The organism is Paenibacillus lutrae, from assembly GCF_009757775.1.
Classification (GTDB): domain Bacteria; phylum Bacillota; class Bacilli; order Paenibacillales; family NBRC-103111; genus Paenibacillus_F; species Paenibacillus_F lutrae.
In genome coordinates this window covers 258,108-275,766 of record NZ_RHLK01000005.1, presented here as the reverse complement: position 1 = coordinate 275,766, position 17,659 = coordinate 258,108, and the positions used below count along the sequence as shown (strand labels likewise).

Annotated in this window: 14 protein-coding genes, 2 rRNA genes and 1 other annotated feature; of the genes, 12 read left to right on the top strand and 4 right to left on the bottom strand. The window is 50.8% G+C overall.

The features are described 5' to 3' along the window. From EDM21_RS12045 to EDM21_RS12000, 10 genes are all read left to right on the top strand, one after another. Positions 1-127: ribosomal RNA gene (locus tag EDM21_RS12045) — 23S ribosomal RNA — on the top strand; the annotation flags it as partial. Positions 128-310: 183 nt separating this feature from the next. Continuing rightward, positions 311-427: ribosomal RNA gene (gene rrf / locus EDM21_RS12040) — 5S ribosomal RNA — on the top strand. 274 nt (positions 428-701) lie between these two features. Next, positions 702-1,460: an SDR family NAD(P)-dependent oxidoreductase gene (locus tag EDM21_RS12035; protein WP_157335724.1), complete on the top strand. Its 759-nt coding sequence runs from the start codon at positions 702-704 to the stop codon at positions 1,458-1,460. A gap of 94 nt (positions 1,461-1,554) precedes the next feature. Then, on the top strand, positions 1,555-1,749 hold the full coding sequence (locus EDM21_RS12030) for a hypothetical protein (protein ID WP_157335722.1): 195 nt from the start codon (positions 1,555-1,557) through the stop codon (positions 1,747-1,749). Between the two features lie 225 nt (positions 1,750-1,974). Further along, a complete protein-coding gene (locus tag EDM21_RS12025) occupies positions 1,975-2,253 on the top strand; it encodes a hypothetical protein (protein WP_157335720.1) in 279 nt (92 codons plus the stop codon). Between the two features lie 417 nt (positions 2,254-2,670). Beyond that, entirely contained in the window at positions 2,671-3,651 is a 981-nt protein-coding gene (gene cyoA, locus EDM21_RS12020) for a ubiquinol oxidase subunit II (RefSeq protein WP_157335718.1), read from the top strand. A gap of 23 nt (positions 3,652-3,674) precedes the next feature. After that, positions 3,675-5,645: a cbb3-type cytochrome c oxidase subunit I gene (locus tag EDM21_RS12015; protein WP_157335716.1), complete on the top strand. Its 1,971-nt coding sequence runs from the start codon at positions 3,675-3,677 to the stop codon at positions 5,643-5,645. Beyond that, positions 5,646-6,272 (top strand): cytochrome o ubiquinol oxidase subunit III, encoded by a 627-nt coding sequence (cyoC, locus tag EDM21_RS12010; RefSeq protein ID WP_068775209.1) that lies wholly within the window; start codon positions 5,646-5,648, stop codon positions 6,270-6,272. Between the two features lies 1 nt (position 6,273). Then, positions 6,274-6,630 carry a cytochrome o ubiquinol oxidase subunit IV gene (gene cyoD / locus EDM21_RS12005; protein WP_157335714.1) on the top strand — a complete coding sequence of 119 codons (357 nt, stop codon included), beginning with the start codon at positions 6,274-6,276 and terminating at the stop codon, positions 6,628-6,630. A gap of 108 nt (positions 6,631-6,738) precedes the next feature. Next, positions 6,739-6,968 (top strand) — a binding site (T-box leader). Positions 6,969-7,044: 76 nt separating this feature from the next. Further along, positions 7,045-8,949 (top strand): arginine--tRNA ligase, encoded by a 1,905-nt coding sequence (locus EDM21_RS12000; RefSeq protein ID WP_157335712.1) that lies wholly within the window; start codon positions 7,045-7,047, stop codon positions 8,947-8,949. A gap of 58 nt (positions 8,950-9,007) precedes the next feature. Here EDM21_RS12000 and EDM21_RS11995 read toward each other — a convergent pair whose 3' ends face one another. The 4 genes from EDM21_RS11995 to msrA form a co-directional block, all read right to left on the bottom strand. Further along, positions 9,008-9,937 (bottom strand): D-alanyl-D-alanine carboxypeptidase family protein, encoded by a 930-nt coding sequence (locus EDM21_RS11995; protein WP_157335710.1) that lies wholly within the window; start codon positions 9,935-9,937, stop codon positions 9,008-9,010. 187 nt (positions 9,938-10,124) lie between these two features. Beyond that, positions 10,125-11,237 carry a sensor histidine kinase gene (locus EDM21_RS11990; RefSeq protein WP_157335708.1) on the bottom strand — a complete coding sequence of 371 codons (1,113 nt, stop codon included), beginning with the start codon at positions 11,235-11,237 and terminating at the stop codon, positions 10,125-10,127. Then, positions 11,227-11,934, bottom strand: coding sequence for a response regulator transcription factor (locus tag EDM21_RS11985; RefSeq protein ID WP_157335706.1), 708 nt, complete (start codon positions 11,932-11,934; stop codon positions 11,227-11,229). The genes EDM21_RS11990 and EDM21_RS11985 overlap by 11 nt, the downstream gene beginning before the upstream one ends. 238 nt (positions 11,935-12,172) lie before the next feature. Further along, positions 12,173-13,141 carry a peptide-methionine (S)-S-oxide reductase MsrA gene (msrA, locus tag EDM21_RS11980; protein WP_157335704.1) on the bottom strand — a complete coding sequence of 323 codons (969 nt, stop codon included), beginning with the start codon at positions 13,139-13,141 and terminating at the stop codon, positions 12,173-12,175. Positions 13,142-13,465: 324 nt separating this feature from the next. Between msrA and EDM21_RS11975 the strand changes: the two genes are divergently transcribed. Together EDM21_RS11975 and EDM21_RS11970 are read left to right on the top strand one after the other, a co-directional pair. Then, a complete protein-coding gene (locus EDM21_RS11975; RefSeq protein WP_157335702.1) occupies positions 13,466-14,005 on the top strand; it encodes an NUDIX domain-containing protein in 540 nt (179 codons plus the stop codon). A gap of 255 nt (positions 14,006-14,260) precedes the next feature. Further along, entirely contained in the window at positions 14,261-17,491 is a 3,231-nt protein-coding gene (locus EDM21_RS11970) for a phosphodiester glycosidase family protein (protein ID WP_157335700.1), read from the top strand. Positions 17,492-17,659 lie beyond the last annotated feature (168 nt).

Here is a 17,659-nt window from a genome sequence, read left to right as displayed (position 1 = left end):
AGCCCCCCTCAAGATGAGATTTCCCAATTAGTAAGACCCCTTGAAGACGACGAGGTAGATAGGTTGGAGGTGGAAGCACAGCAATGTGTGGAGCTGACCAATACTAATCGGTCGAGGGCTTGACCTATAGGTCTTTACGAGAGTAGAGGCCGTCATCGGAAGCATCGCTTAGGCGGGTGCACCACAAGATCTTTGGATGGATCTTTTACATCTTTCGCTGCTAGTTTTCAGGGTACAACCCTGATCGAAGTGGTATGTCCGCAAGGAGATGCTGCGATTTTCGAAGTCTCTAACACTTCGGAACATCCTGTTTGGTGACGATGGCGGAAGGGAACCACGCGTACCCATCCCGAACACGACCGTTAAGCCTTCCAGCGCCGATGGTACTTGGACCGCAGGGTCCTGGGAGAGTAGGACGTTGCCAAGCAAATCAAAGAACATTCCGTTACTAGCGGAATGTTCTTTTTTATCCATAAATGGATATTGGAATTGGGATTGTATTTCATCCTAGCGGGAAAATTAGCATACAGGACAATAATCCCATCCTACATCAAAAGCAGTGGCACAAAAAAATCGATTTGATTATTATAGAATGAACATATTTTAATGATTAATGAAATAAATTTCATTTAGTGCTAAACTAAATAGAGAAGTGATTCTTTCCTGGTCGCTCAATTTACTTACGCGAGGAGACACAACTAATGGAGAATACCAGCAAAGTCGCAATTGTTACAGGCGGGGGCAGCGGGATCGGTAGAGCCAGTTCCCTGAAGTTAGCGGAAGATGGAGCCAAAGTTGTTGTTGTTGATTTTAATCAGGCAACAGGCGAAGAAACAGTAGATCTGATTAAAGAACAAGGCGGAGAAGCCATTTTTGTACAAGCTAACGTAACGGATAGTAAAGATGTTCAAAACTATGTAAATAAAGCGGTTGAAACATATGGCAGAATTGATATCTTTTTTAACAATGCAGGCGTTATTCAGAAATTTGCCAAGCTTGCGGATGTACCGGAAGAAGAATTTGACCGTACGATGAACGTTAACGTGAAAGGTGTTTTTCTGGGTCTGAAATATGTTCTTCAAGTAATGGAGAAACAGGGCAGCGGCTCTATTATTAATACCGCTTCGACAGCCGGCATCAGAAGTGAGCACAGTGCAAGTGCCTATTCCGCAAGCAAGCATGCTGTAATTGGTCTGACTAAAGCAGCCGCACTCGAGTATGTCAGACAGGGGATCCGCGTTAATGCGATTTGTCCGGGCGGTGTTGAAACTGCACTGACAGCCGGAGTTACGGAGAGTTTTAAAGAAGGAGGCTATGTGCCTGAAGAGGTCTCGACTATGCGCATCGGCCGCTTCTCACAGCCTCAAGAAATTGCAGAAGCCGTGGTATTCTTAGCCTCCGATAAATCCAGTTATATGACAGGTTCGGTGATGGTGGTTGACGGAGGATTGACTCTGTAGATTCTACAAGAAACGCGGGCAAGCCCCGTGGTATTAATTAAAGGGAAGAACAGGAGATCTGTTCTTCCCTTTATTGTATATAGGGGTGGAATAAGTGACCCTGGATAGCCGCATCAACAGGACACTTCTGTCCTTCTCTCCTTCTGTTCGGTACGGTGAAGATTATCGGTCTGAAAGACAAAAAGGAACGAAATCAAATGAAGTAGAGGTAGCACCGGGTTCAGAAGATGAAATGAAACGTGGAAATGTGCTGGCAGCGGATAGTTTTCTGACGGGACGATTTATTTAACTAGATAGAACTGCAAGGTCCTGGGAGAGTAGGACGTTGCCAAGCGAGATAGCTTCATCGTGGTTTATCAGGGAGTTTCTCCCAATGTTTAACACCCTTCCAGGCCGGGTAATAATAAGTGTCCAATTGTTGATCAAAATTTGAATATTTTTTGAACAAAACTTTTGTTTTGTGCTATAATAGACACAAATAGCCCCTTACAAGCCTGAAAGGGAAGTGATTCCATTGACAACGAATTCCGTAACTGTAAAACAAACCGCTAACAAAGAAAAAGAAGTTCGCCGCTTATTTAATTTTATGAACATCATGGCGTGGAGCGCGCTCGTGATAGGTGTTGTATTGAGCCTGTGGAACGTCACCCACTTTAGTGACAAGAACTTAACACTTATGGTCGGCATTGGATTCTTGGTAGGCAGCGTCTTTATCTATACGATTGGCACCGCGATTCACCTGGTTCATAAGCGTAAGTATGAACAGCAGGAGAACGAAGAAAGAAACGCCTAGAATCCTGGTTTAATGTAAGGAAACTGCTCAAGCGAAACCTCTCTTTTACCTATTATAGGTGAAGAGAGGTTTTTTGCGTTTTCGTTTTTAAGAATCCCTTAGTTAGGGTAAGGAAGATTATGCCCTGGGAATTGACAAGATTAGACAGGTTTCACGCATGCGAGTATTGCTGATAACATTCCAAAAACATTCCAGAAACATGCAAAATGCAGATTATATCCGCGAAAATGCCTAATGGTTACAGAAAAGCGTCTAAACGTTGAACATTGTATTACGGAATTTCAACGGATCGTTGACACATTTGTTAACAGGGCAGATGTTCGATTACGTTTCTGTTATGTTTATCACATAAATGTATGAACGAACGATTTTCGCAGGTTTTATTTAGCGGGGTCGTCAGTCAGGAGATGAGGAGAATTGAAGAAGGCAAAGTTATTCCGGCGTTTCACAGCATCAGCTATGCTGGTCTTGATGGCGGTTCTTTCTGCCGGTTGTGACCTTATCGTGCTCGATCCGAAAGGGCCGATCGGTCAGCAGCAGTTAGATCTGATCATTATTTCCACCATTCTTTGCCTGGTCATTATTGCGCCAGTTCTGATTATTACTTTCGTAATCGTATGGCGTTATCGTGATAAGCCGGGACGTAAAGCGAAATACGAACCTAATTGGGAGCATAGCACTAAGCTCGAAACCATCTGGTGGGGTATTCCGATTATTATTATTTTGGCGCTAGCCGTGGTAACGGTAAAGTATACGTATGCGCTTGAGCCTTCTAAGCCGATTGAAGCAGAGGCTAAGCCGATCACGATTCAAGTGACATCGCTCGACTGGAAATGGCTCTTTAAGTATCCGGAGCAGGGCATTGCTACCGTGAACTACGTACAGTTTCCGGAAGACGTGCCGGTTCGCTTTGAACTGACCGCTGACTCTCCGATGAACTCATTCTGGATTCCTCAGCTTGGCGGGCAGGTATACACCATGTCAGGTATGGCGATGAAGCTGCATCTGATGGCCGATGAGCCGGGCGAATATATGGGATCCGGGGCTAACTTCACGGGCAGAGACTTTGGCAGCATGAGATTCGTAGCTAAAGCGACTTCCCAGCAAGAGTTTGACGAGTGGGTGAAGAAAACGAAAGCGGAATCGCCTGCCTTAACTATGGATGGCTATAAAGCTTTGGCCGTGCAAGGTGTATCTGAAGTGAAGTCGTACTCTTCGTTCCCTAACGGGTTGTTTGAGCAGATTGTAACGAAATACGGCGCTCACAATAATCATGGTGCAACAGGGGAGAACAGCAAGCCTGCTGAAGGCGCAGCTGATAAATCTTCTACCGATGGAAACACCAGCTCCGATGGAGCTGCCAAAAAAGATGAGCATTCCGGCCATAGCGGCCATTAATAGAGAGGAAGGGAGGGTCATCTATGTTGGAGAGTATAAAACAATTCGCTTCTGAATTTTTCGTTACTGGCGATCCGCTTATTTACGGCGCTGACGTCAGTATCGCTTTGGCTACCATTGCCATTATCTTCGTACTGACCTATTTTAAAAAGTGGCAGTGGCTGTGGCGTGAATGGCTGACAACCGTCGATCATAAAAAAGTCGGCATTATGTATATCATTGCTTCCATTCTGATGCTGTTCCGCGGGGGCGTGGATGCGCTCCTGATGCGTACGCAGCTGGCCATGCCGGGTATGGAGTTCCTGGAACCGGAACACTATAATCAGATTTTTACAACTCACGGCGTCATTATGATTTTGTTTATGGCGATGCCTCTGATGTTTGGTTTGTTCAACATTGCAGTACCGCTTCAGATCGGTGCGCGTGACGTCGCGTTCCCGTTCCTGAATGCACTGAGCTTCTGGCTCTTCTTCTTCGGTGCCATGCTGTTCAATATGTCCTTCGTTATCGGAGGTTCACCGGATGCAGGCTGGCTTGCGTATCCTCCTCTATCGGAGCTCTCGCATAGTCCGGGGGTCGGGCAGAACTTCTATATATGGGGGATTCAGATTTCAGGTATCGGTTCCTTGATGACAGGAATTAACTTCATCGTTACGATCCTGAAAATGCGTGCCCCGGGCATGAAACTGATGAAAATGCCTATGTTCAGCTGGTCCGTTCTTTCCAGTTGTATTACGATCATTTTCGCATTCCCGATTCTGACGGTTACACTCTTCCTGCTCTTCTTAGACCGTTTTGCAGGAGCGCATTTCTTTACCCTCGACGGCGGGGGCAACCCGATGATGTACATCAACTTGATCTGGATGTGGGGTCACCCTGAGGTATACATCGTAATTCTGCCGGCTTTCGGTATTTTCTCTGAGATTGTTTCAACCTTCTCGAAGAAAAAGATTTTCGGTTACAAATCCATGGTCTTCGCCATGATGATTATTAGCGTCCTGTCGTTCTTTACATGGGCGCATCACTTCTTCACGATGGGATCGGGGGCGAATGTCAATGCCTTCTTTGCCATAACGACCATGATCATTGCCATACCGACCGGTGTGAAAGTGTTTAACTGGCTCTTCACCATGTTCCGAGGGAAGATCAGGTTCGACACTCCGATGCTGTGGACGATCGGTTTCATACCGTGCTTTATTGTCGGTGGTATGACCGGGGTCTTGTTATCGGTAGCACCGGCTGACTTCCAGTTCCACAACAGTTATTTCCTGATCGCTCACTTTCACCAAGTTCTTATCGGCGGCGTAGCCTTCGGTTACTTCGCAGGTCTGTACTACTGGTGGCCTAAGATGTTCGGCTTCAAGCTGAATGAGAAACTCGGCAAATGGGCATTCTGGTTCTGGAATATCGGTTTCTATGTCTGCTTCATGCCGCAGTATCTGCTGGGTCTCGACGGAATGACTCGTCGTATCAGTACCTATGGCTGGGATACCGGATGGTATGCGCTCAACCTGACTTCTACGATCGGCGGATTCCTGATGGGTGTAGGTTTCCTTTTCCAGGTATGGCAGATCGCACACAGCATCAAATTTATGGAGAAAGACACAACTGGCGATCCTTGGGACGGACGTACTCTCGAATGGTCGATTCCTTCTCCGGCGCCACTGTATAACTTTGCAACTATTCCTTACGCTCCTGAACAGGATCCGTATTGGGAAGAGAAGCAGCGGATCGCTCAAGGGCAGAAGCCTGCGCCGAAACCGCCGCTTGAACCGATTCATATGCCGAAGAACTCGGCTATTCCATTCATTAAATCGGTTTGCTGGTTTATTGCCGGCTTCGGATTTGTCTTCAATTGGATGTTCTTCGCTATTCCGGGTCTCATTGGTGTAGCGGCCTGCATGATCTATCATTCCTTTAATTACGATACAGATTATTATATTCCGGTGGATGAAGTTAAACGCACGGAAGCCGCAGCAAGGGGGTCGGTCTAATTGGCACATGTTAAAAATCACGCGCACTCGCAAGCTCAAGGTCACGATGATCATCATGACGGCCATGTCGACCAGGAGTCGCTGCGGAGGTTTGGTTTCTGGATCTTCCTGATTACCGACGTTATTCTGTTTGCGACACTGTTCGCTACTTATATTGTTCTGAGAAATAACACCAATGGCGGCCCAACCGGTGCGGAATTGATCGAAATGCCCGGTATTATCGCCTCCACGTTTATCTTGCTGACATCCAGTTTTACAAGCGGTCTGGCTGTCTTGTCGATGAACAAAGGCAACCTCAAAGGCCTCATCGGCTGGCTGGCCGTAACCGTATTGCTCGGTGCCTCCTTTATCGCGCTGGAAGTGAACGAGTTTGTTCATCTGGTGCATGAAGGAGCTACAATCTCAACGAGTGCATTCTGGTCCGGGTTCTTCACACTTGTCGGTACGCACGGGCTTCACGTATCGATCGGTCTCGTGTGGATGATCGGGCTGATGATTCAGCTTAAGCGTCATGGCATCAACAACATTACGAAGCGTAAAGTGGATGTTATCAGCTTGTACTGGCACTTCCTGGATGTCGTTTGGATCTTCGTCTTTACGTTCGTTTATTTAATGGGGGTGATGTAAGATGGCACAACATACGTCCCATTCAAATGGAGCAGGCGGGAATCACGGGCATTCGGAGGAGTCGCACGGTCACGGTTCCCTGAAGTCTTACGTCATCGGTTTTGTTCTGTCGATCATCTTGACGATCATTCCTCTGGTTGTCATTATGAATGACATGCTGCAGGGTAAAGCGGCACTGATAGTCTTGCTGGGTACCGCCATTCTTCAGTTCCTGGTGCAGCTGCTGTTCTTCATGCACTTGAATGAAGAGAACAAACCGCGCTACAACCTGATGACGCTGCTTATGGGGATTCTGATCGCGGGAACGATTGTTGCCGGTTCGATCTGGATCATGACTTACAACGCAGTAGCAACCTAATTATTTATTAGGAACAAAGCCTTCCCGATTCCGGGAGGGCTTTTTTTACTTGACATCATTCTTGTCATCCTGTATAACTATTTTTAATATTCAGTTGATTGCGATAATTAAACATTGTTGAACGGGAAAGTATATTCAGCGCGGAGAGTCACAGCGAGCCGGAAGAGTGGGAACCGGTACAGATGCGTGAATAGAAACGGGCCCGGGAAATGGTCTTCTGAACCTCCAGTAAGAAGATCCGGCGAGTATGCCGTTATCCGTATGAGCGGCCGCTTCCGTTTAACTGAAGCCGGCACATAGAGTGGTACCGCGGGAAGCTATGAGCTCTCGTCTCTTATTAGAGACGAGGGCTCTTTTTGTTTGTATAGTTTCACACAGAAACCAGTCACTAAAGACTTCAGAGGAGGAAGAAAGATGATCCGTACACAGCTCCAGAAATCCATTGAAGAAGTAGTAAACGGTATGCTAGTTGAATCGGGAGCGGAATGGCCGCAGAATCTTCAGGTGAAAATTGAGCACCCTGCCCACCCGGAGCACGGAGACTACAGCACGAACATTGCCATGCTGCTCGCGAAGCAGTTGAGAAGATCACCTCTGCAAATCGCTGCCCTTCTGCAAGAAAGGCTGAAAACGCTAAAGATTGCCGGAGGGTTGTTTACTGAAATAAAGATCGCAGCGCCGGGCTTTTTGAACTTTTATATCGACTGGCAGGTGTGGGCGAATGAATATGCAGCAAGGGACAGGGATAGAAGCAGGATTAACAGGGAGTCGTCCAAAATCGTGATCGAACATACCTCGATAAATCCGAACAAATCCGCCCATATCGGCCATCTCAGAAATTCCTGTATCGGGGACACGCTGGCCAGAATGTTACAAGACGAAGGACATCAGGTGGAGGTTCATAATTATATTGATGATTTGGGCAATCAGCTTGCGGATACGGTAGCAGGTATTCTTCATTCCGAATCAAGCGGTGATTACAGCCGGTTCGGAGATTACTGCTGGGAAGTCTATGCGGAAGTAAACCGCTCTTATCGGAGGAATCCGGAGCTGCAGGAGAGAAGAACAGAGGTGCTTCACGCGCTGGAAGAAGGAAAGGGAAAGCTCGCCTGGCTCGGGAATCTCACTGCGGAGAAGATTGTCCGGGAACAGCTGGAGGAAATGAGGCTGTTCGACATCGGATACGATGTGCTGGTATGGGAAAGCGGTATAGTGAGAGAAGGATTCTGGGAAGAGGCTTTTACACTGCTGAAACAGACAGGAGCCTTCTATAAGGTCAGAGAGGGTAAGCTTGCAGGGTGCTGGGTGCTGAAGCATCGCGAGGAAGAGCAGGCGGATGCTGCAGGCGAAGCAGACGAAGAATATCAGAATGATAAGATTCTAGTCCGCTCAAACGGCATTCTGACTTATACGGCTAAGGACATCGCCTACCATTTGTGGAAGTTCGGACTGCTTGTCACTGACTTCCGCTATAAAGAATTTATGCCAGGCGTATGGACGACCCAACCCCAAGGTGAGGGCCGGCCCATAGGGCAGGCGGACACTGTGATTAATGTAATCGATCACAGACAGGAGTATCCGCAGGCTATGGTGAAACAGGCGCTGGAGGTGCTTGGCTATGAAGAGCAGGCGGCCCGGCTGAAGCATGTAAGCTACGGGGTCGTCTCTCTGAGCCCTGAGACCGCTGCGGGCCTCGGTGTGGATATATCTGAGGGCAGAAGCTCGTACCCCATGTCAGGCCGTCAAGGCGTCGGAATCAAGGTGGCAGAGCTGCTGGACCGCATGGAGCATGTGATTGACGAGAAGAGGTCCAGGACGGCCGGACTGTCCAGCCGGGACATTGCTGCGGCTTCCATCCGGTACTACCTGCTTAAATACCATCTGCAGACCGAGGTTGTCTTCGATTTACAGCAGGCTACGGAAGTATCCGGCAACTCAGGGGTCTATCTGCTGTACGCCCATGCAAGGGCGTGCAGTGTACTGCAGAAGGCCAAGGAAGAGAAGGGAGATGGGTTCCTCCTTCATGAGTCAGTAATCGTTGATGGAGAAGCGCTCCAGCCGCAAGAGCTGAGTCTGCTCCGTCATCTGGCTTATGGGCCCGAAATCAGGAGAGCCGCAGCCCGGCAGCAGGCGCCGAATATTCTATGCGGCTATGCGTATGAGCTTGCCCTGCTGTTCTCCAATTTCTACAGCGCTTGTCCGATTCTGAAGGGAGCGGAGCCGCGGCAGAGCTTTCGTCTGTGGCTGACGTCAGTCTTTAAAGATACGCTTAAAGAATCGTTAAACCTGCTGGGACTCCCTGCGCCAGAGAATATGTAGGCAGACGCTTGCAGGAGCAGCAGAACTTGCCGGGCCGCTCTTAGAGCACAGGCAGATGCTAAGCTTTAAAACCATAACGGAGAAGCTTCTGGGAATCCGTCCAGATACCCGAGCGCGTTGATTTAAGGACAACGGCGATCAGATTACGTCCATCACGGCTGGCGGAGGATACGAGACAATAGCCGGCTTCGTCCGTAAACCCGGTCTTTACTCCATTCACTCCCTGGAAATAGAACTCGCCGCCTTCCAGGAGCAGTTGATTCCGGTTCTCAAAGGAAAGGCCCTTTGCGGAGGAATCGGATGTATACCGCGGTTCATCGACAATATTGCGGAATGTTTCGTTCTTCATCGCGATCTGAGTGATTAGCGCGATATCGTGCGCAGTGCTGTAATGGTCATCATGATGCAGGCCGTGCGGATTCATGAAATGAGAATCCTTAGCGCCGATTTTGCGCGCTTTGGTATTCATCAGCGAGGCGAAGTAACGGATGCTCTGCTGAGTGGTTAGCTCCTGCCCGCTATCTTTGCGTGCGATGTAGCACGCTACAGTGCGGGCTGCATCATTGCCCGATGGCAGCATCATGGCGGCAATCAGGTCCTTCAGCGTCAAACGCTGGCCTTCCCTGAGTCCTGCGCTGCTTTCACCGGGATCAGACTCGCGGATTTCATCCCCTACGGTGATCTGCTCGTCGAGGTTTCCCTTCTCCAGCGCGATTAAGGTAGTCAGGATCTTAGTCGTGCTGGCCGGGTATAGTCTGAGGTTTTCGTTCTTGTCATACAGGACGGAGCCGTTATCTGCATCCAGCAGAAGGGCTGCTGCTCCGTCAAGATCACCAGGCAGGATAACATTGCCGATTACTTTCGTACGGAGTGAATTCCATGCAAAAGCCGCGTGCGGCTTAATCGTGTTCCAAGGTTCGGCAAGAAGAGAGACAAGGACAAGCACGGCAAGGGAACCGGTGAGAAATGCGGCGATTCGTAATTTCATCTGGGTCAATTCCTTTCGGATAATCTCCTTCTATTGTGAAGGACAAGAATAAACAATCCGATAAGAAAACCTAACGAAAAGATTAAGATTGCAGCGGGAGGCTGTATTTGCGAAAACGCTGTTCCGTCCGTAATAAAGAAGAGGCGCACCTGCCAGGGATGCACCTCTTCTTTATTTGACGGACAGCCTACTTAACCGCTCCAGACTCCAATGCTTTCAGCCGCACGGTAAATACCGTCTGTTCCGGATCGCTGTACGCTTCAATCGAGCCGCCGTGCAGGTCCATGATTTGTTTGGCGATGGCAAGGCCTATTCCGGAACCGCCGTAATGGGTAGCCCGTGATTTTTCAACCCGGAAAAACCGGTCGAAAATACGCGGCAAATCGGCCTCGGGAATCTCTTCCCCATAGTTAATGATTTGCAGAACGACTTCATCCCCGTCAAGACGCCCGTGGATGTCCAGATAAGTACCGTCGTGACCGTATTTGATGGCGTTGGTCATCAGGTTATCGAATACCCTGCGCAGCTTATTGCCGTCTGCCCGAACGTACAGGCGGGGCTGCTCGAATTCCATCCGGATCTCCATCTTGTTTTCCAACAATCGGAGCTGAAACTGCTCCGTGATCTGCCGGAACATTTCGACGATATCAATCTGGACCCGGTGGAGCTTCATTTCGTTGTTGCGAAGCCTCGTATACTCAAAGAGATCGTGCACGAGCTGATTCAGACGCAGAGATTCCTCATAAGCCATCCCGATGTAATGACGCAGCTCGACTTCATCCCGGTACTTATCCTGATCCACAAGCCCCAAATACCCCGTAATGGAGGTAAGAGGGGTTCTCAGGTCATGAGAAACGTTAGTGATCAGTTCATTCTTGGCCTGCTCCGCTTTGCGTTCTTCTTCGAGAGCTGTTCTCAGCTTCTGAACGAGCCGGTTGATGTTGTCCGTAAGCTGCGCCAACTCGTCCGAATCCGCCGTTTCCGGAATCTTGTGGTTGAAATCGCTGTCCATGATTTTCTGGACGTGCTGGTTGATCTGCTGAAGATGCGCCTGGTGGCGTCTGCGCTGTTCTCTTTTATAAAAAAATATAAAAAACAAAAGAAACAGCAGAGCGGCGGCAATGAAATAAGCGTCCGGATAGCCCACTTCATCGTTGATCCAGATCAGCAATTCAGGCAGATTGATCCGCCGCGAATAGCCGGAGTAGAACACGATCCGGAAGATCTGATAGATAAAGAAAAAGGCGAGTAACGACGAAGCGATACTCCAGAGCAGCGCAATTCCCCATTTAGATTTCAATCTTGTAGCCGACCCCCCATACGGTATGAATCAGTTTTTCTCCGTCCATTGCCTTCTCCAGCTTATCCCTCAGACGGCTCATATGAACCGTAACGGAATTCGTTGATTCGAAGTACTTTTCTTTCCAGATACGTTCGAAAATTTCTTCCGAGTTGAACACCCTGCCAGGGTGACTTGCGAGCAGGGAAAGGATGCCGAATTCCAGAGGCGTTAATTTGACCGGGGAAGAACCGGCCGTTACGGTATGAGTCTGTTTGTCGATCCGCAGAGATGCGATGGAGATGACATGCTTATCGGCCGTGTCCGCAGCGGGATCCGGCGGCGGAGCCTGGTAATATGCCCTTCTAAGCAGGGATTTGACGCGGGCGATAAGCTCCAGCGGGTTAAAAGGTTTCACCAGATAATCATCGGCTCCCGTCAGCAGCCCCGTGATTTTATCGACATCGCTGTCTTTGGCGCTGATCATCAGAATAGGCGTCATCCGTTGTTCGCGGATTTTCATGCAGACTTCCAGCCCGTCCATCCCCGGCATCATAATGTCAAGAATAACGAGATGAATCGTCTGGGCGGCTATGAGTTCGAGCGCTGCCTGTCCGTTCTCGGTTTTGTACACCGTGTAGCCTTCATTATGTAAATAAATTTCAATTAATCCTGCTATTTTACGATCATCGTCAACGATGAGAATGTTCTTGTTCATGGTGACACATCCTTCTTCCGCTTTGTGCGCTTGCAGCTTCTATTGTAGCATTCGCCCCTGCCGAACCTTTTACGAAAACATTAAGAATACCTTACAATTCCGTGTTCGGGCAAATATTCGCAAGACAGCGGCAGATGCAAGGAGGATTCCAGAGGAGTTATTAACGTAAGAAAAAAGACAGGGATCCTGAACCAGGATGAACCCTGTCTGCCTTATTCGGTGCTGTAGGTTTAAGAGGCTATTTCGTAAACAGCCTGGAATAATATTCGTATCCTTCCTCTTCCAGTTTATCTTTGGGGATGAACCGGAGTGCGGCGGAGTTGATGCAGTATCTCAGGCGGCTAGGTCCGGGGCCGTCTTCAAAAACATGCCCGAGGTGGGAATCCGCTTCGCTGCTGCGCACTTCCGTACGGATCATATTGTGCGTCATGTCCACATGTTCGGTCACTTGGCTTTCTTCGACGGGTTTCGTAAAGGAAGGCCAGCCGCAGGAAGAATCGAATTTGTCCAGGGAACTAAAGAGCGGCTCGCCGGAAACGATATCTACGTAGAGTCCCTCTTCTTTGTGATCCCAGAATTCATTGCGGAATGGGGGCTCCGTCCCGCTGTTTTGAGTCACTTCGTATTGGATAGGTGTCAGGCGCTTCTTCAGATCCTGGTCTTTGCCGTGGTCTTTCCACTGTTTTTTCAAAAAAGCCGCCCTCCCGGAACCGATGGAATACGCTTGATAGCGGATCGGATTTTTCTTGTAATAGCCTTGATGATAGTCTTCGGCCGGATAAAAAGGTTTCGCAGGCAAGATCTCCGTTACAAGGGGACGCTGGAATCTTCCGCTGGCGCCAAGCTCCTGCTTGGACCGCTCCGCAGCAAGCTTCTGCTCTTCGCTGTGATAGAAAATCGCCGTGCTGTAGGAGTGTCCGCGGTCTGCAAACTGTCCGCCCTCATCGGTCGGATCGATTTGCTGCCAGAACACCTGCAAAAGGCGCTCGTACGGGAATACGGCAGGATCAAAAGTGATCTGCACAGCCTCATAATGCCCGGTAGTGTCGGAGCATACTTGCTCGTAGGTCGGATTGGGCAGGTCACCGCCGGTATAGCCGGAGAGTACCTTCAGAATGCCGGGCTGCTCGTCAAATGGCTTGACCATACACCAGAAGCAGCCGCCCGCAAAAGTGGCCAGCTCGGTTTGTTGTGGGTTCTGATCCATCGTCTTCAACTCCTTCAAGAAAAGTATAGGTATCCGGATCATCCGCATGCCTGAGGAGAAGATCCGTTCTGTGTTAAGTTAGGCTGACACGGAAGCGGAACCCGGCATGACCCGTGAGTTTGTCCGTGATTTTCTTATTATACCATTTCTGTCCGTAAAAAAAGAGCGTACATCCGGATAAGAGGATTAAGCGTGCAGGATACTCCGCTGACGACTTGACCGCTCCTATCAAAAGCGTATAATGATCGCTGACATGAAAACAAGCTGCGGAAGCGGCAATCCATAAAGGAACAAGGTGAGGCAGTGGTGGGAGCAAATTATTGTATGTCGTGCGGAGAGGCACTGATCAGCCGCGATATCAACGGAACGGTGCGCAGGGCTTGTCCGTCCTGCAGTTTCGTTCACTGGGGAAGCTACAGCACCGGGGTGGGAGCGCTCGTTATACGCGAGGACAAGATCCTGCTGGTACGCAGAGCCCAGGAGCCGGGGAGAGGGCGGTGGACGAATCCGGGCGGTTTCATCGAGCAGCATGAGCTGATTCATGAGACGATCTGCCGGGAAGTTCTGGAAGAGACGGGAATAGAAGCGGCTGTGCACAGCGTTGTGGCGGTCCGGGACCAGCCTAGAGATATTCACAACCTCTATATAGCCTTTGCCATGGAGTATAGGGGAGGAGAACCGGTTCCCGACGGCATAGAGGTGGACGGAGCGGGTTTCTTCAGTCTCGGGGAAATGGAGAAGATGAACGTTGCACCGTTTACCCGCTGGCTGGTGGATGTTGCCTTGAACGGCAAAGGGGAGGGTCTGCTGCCAGACGAGAAGCCTGTTGTGCCTCTGGAAGGGTACGGATTGTTTCGCGTGTGAGGTTCTCATTATTTATACAAACAGACGGGTAATGTGGGATGCCTGTCTGTTTTTGGTTGCGGGGAAAAAAGAAAAGATGGAGATTGCAAATATTAAGTTTTTGTAAGCGCTTGCTAAAAAGGAAATCTCTATTCTATAATATTTATAAATCAAATTGATTTATTAAGTAAGCAATCATTTGATTCACGGAGGATCCCATGGGAGGTGACAAAAATCTTTGCCGAGTCCAACCAATAAGACGGGAGACGATGACAAATGAAACCCAGCACCAGCAAGCGGTTCCAGCTTCTATTGAAAATCGGCCTAGCCGCCGGTTTGTTAATGCCTGCGTATGGTTTGAATACATGGACGCCTGTGCAGGCGCAAACGGAAAGCATCCAGTGGCAGACCGTGGAGGAGAGGCAATTTACCGTATCACCGGGGGTTCAGCATACAAGCCGGACAATTACCGGGGGCGGACTGCGCGAGTCGGTACACATGCTGGAAGTAGATCCCGCTAACCCGTATGTAGGGATAGAGGCCGTATCTTCACGAGGGGAAGTATCGCGGCATGAGACGGTCGGGAACATGCTAAACGAACTGAAAGCCCAGGGCAAACGCCCGGTAGGCGGAGTAAACGGCGATTTCTTCTCTACGGTAGGTGTTCCCTCCGGTCTAATGGTCGCAAACGGAGAGCTGGTCAGTTCTCCTTCTTCAAGCAAAGTGGCCATGGCGATCCTGCCGGATAAAACGATTAAAATCGATGAGACCGTCGGTACTTCTATGAAAATCAGCACGGAACAGGGAGAGTCCCTGGTGCTGAGTATGATCAACAGAACTCGTGTAGCCTCACATACCAATCATGCCTTCGCTTATAACTGGAGATTCGGCAGTTCCACCCGGACGCCGGCTGGCGGTGTCGAAGTAGTGGTCAAAGCCGATGATCCGAATGTGTTGTTCAAAGCGGGCCAGCCGCTCCAAGGCCGCATCCAATCTATACAAGAAGCGTCGGACACACCGATCGGACCGGGTACCTACGTGTTGTCCGCAACAGGGTCCAAAGCGGATTGGATCCGCCAGAAGCTGTCCGCAGGAATGAACATCCGGCTCGACATTGCGATCAGCAAAGGGTTCCAGGATGCGGAGCAAGTGATTTCAGGAAACTCCACCCTGGGCTACGTGCTGCTCAAAGACGGGGTAGTTTCTCCGAAGCTGCTGGATCCAACAGATCCCAATACGAGCGCACGGCATCCGAGGACGATGATCGGGTCTAAAGAGGGCAAGCTGTACTTGGTCACAGTGGACGGCCGGCAGCCGGGTCATTCGGACGGTCTGACTATGGCGGAGGGAGCCTACTATCTGCAAAGTCTCGGCATGGTCAATGCCATTAATGTGGATGGCGGAGGCTCTACCACTTACTACACGCGCCAGCCCGGAGACGAGCAGCCTGCTCTGCTCAATAAGCCTTCGGACGGTTATGAGCGCGCAGTCGGCAACGGGCTTGCCGTGCTGACAACAGCGCCGGTATCTCCGCTGGACAAGCTGGTTGTAACGCCGGCTTCACCCGTTAAGCTGCTGTCGGGCAGCACGCTGTCCTTCGGGGTTAAAGGTCAAGATGCCTACCAGAATGGGATTGTTGTCGAGCCGGATGACCTCCAGTGGTCGGTAGAGGGCGGCATCGGCCAAGTGGATAATGCAGGGAAGCTGACTGCGTCCGCACAGGCTGCGGACGGGAAAGTGATCCTGCGCAGCGGCGCGGTTGCCGCGGAAGTGGAGGTGCAGGTTGTGGACCGTGTACACAAGCTGAGTCTGCGCCCGAACCCGGCGGTAATTGAACCGGGCAACCAGTTGAAATTCGAAGTGTCCGCGGAGGATGAATCGGGCCGCAGCATTGTGCTGTCACCGGACCGGCTGCAATGGTCGGTGAGCGGCGGCATCGGTACCGTTGCCTCAGATGGGACACTCCAGACTGTCACCGGGTCCGCTGAGGGCAAAGTGATCGCCCGAAGCGGCGACGCTGCAGCCGAAGCGGTGGTGCAGGTAGGCAAACCTCCCCTTGTGCTGGAAGAATTCGAAAGAACTGACGCGATGCAGATCAAGGAAACGAATGTGGTTCCGGGATCCGTCGGAATTACAGCCGTCGCGCGTCCTAACCCGGTCCGCTACGGGACCCATTCAGGGAAATTCACGTATAATTTCTCGGGAACCACGGGCGAATCCGGCGCTTACCTTAATCTGCTGAATGCGGCGGGCGAGATCGGGCGCGAGGTGGAGGGACAGCCTTACCGCTTCGGAATCTGGGTCTACGGAGATTCGGGTAAACACGATTTGCGGCTCGGAATCGCAGACGGTCTGGGCACGAACCGGATCTATAAGCTCACAGGCGAGGATGGGGTCAACTGGACAGGCTGGAAATACGTCACGGTGGACGTGCCTGTCAATGTGATTTATCCGCTCAAAGTCCGGTATGTAGGTCTGGTTGAAACGGATGATGCCGATAAAAACAGCGGAACCGTCTTCCTGGATCAGCTCAGGGCGGAATACGTGGACATCGGAGAAGACCTGGAAGGGCCTGTCTTTACGGCCCCTTCACCGGAGCCGGGTTCATTCGTCTCAGCCGCCCGTCCTGCGGTCGGGATACACGTATCCGATTCCGGCAGCGGTGTCGATCCTAGCTCGATTCATGTCACATTGGACGGCGCAGCGGTGCCCCATGCTTATGAAGAAAGCTCAGGAAGGATCGTGGCTGTGCCGGAGAATGATCTGGCCGCAGGCGAGCACGCCGTAAGAGTCGAAGCGGCCGACCGCAGCGGGAATGCGGCAATACCGGTTGCTGCATGGACATTCACCGTGCATACGGAGGACGGTGAATCTCCCCGCTGGGAGCAGAGCGGGGCACCCGAGGTAACCGGCATTACGGAGAGCACCGTGAAGCTGAGCTGGTCTGCGGCTGCCGATAATAGAGGCGTAGACGGCTACCGGATATACCGGGGCGGCGAGCGGGTCGCTAGCATTCCTGCCTCGGAAGCGGCCCGCTATGAATGGGACGGCACAGGCCTGCTGGGAGCGTCCTTCTACCGGTTTGAGGTAGAAGCGTTCGATGCAGCCGGGAATACGGTCCGGTCAGCTCCGCTGGATGTGACGACACTTCCCGATTCTACACCTCCGGGTGCTCCGGCGTCTGTATCGGTCCGGGCTCTGAACGGGCATGAGATTATGGCTGTGTTCACTCCTCCGGCTGATCTGGATTACGCAGGTACCGAGGTGCGTATAATCCGTCACGGACAAGGCGGAAATAAAGAGGAAGCGGAGCAAATTCTGCAGGCGGAGCACGGTCGTACGGAACTAAGGTCTGCCTGGTTAAAGCATGGGAAGTACAAGGTAATTGTGCAAGCCAGGGACACGAGCGGCAACCTGTCTGCTCCGGTCATGAGGGAAGTGAAACTCAACGAGGGCAAGGGAACAGGCGCCGATCGAGACGCAGAGCCCGACTATGGGGAACAGTAACATCAGATCTGCGGGTGGCTGGTATAGTCACCTGCTTTTTTTGAACGTGAAGCGCTCATTCGTTTGAAGAAAAAGTGAAAGGCAGGCAAGCCGCCAAACAGCCGATTTGTGATCGGCTGTTTTTTGTCGGTGCGTGGGATCCGGAGACGGGCTTTCAAGGCTGATTCC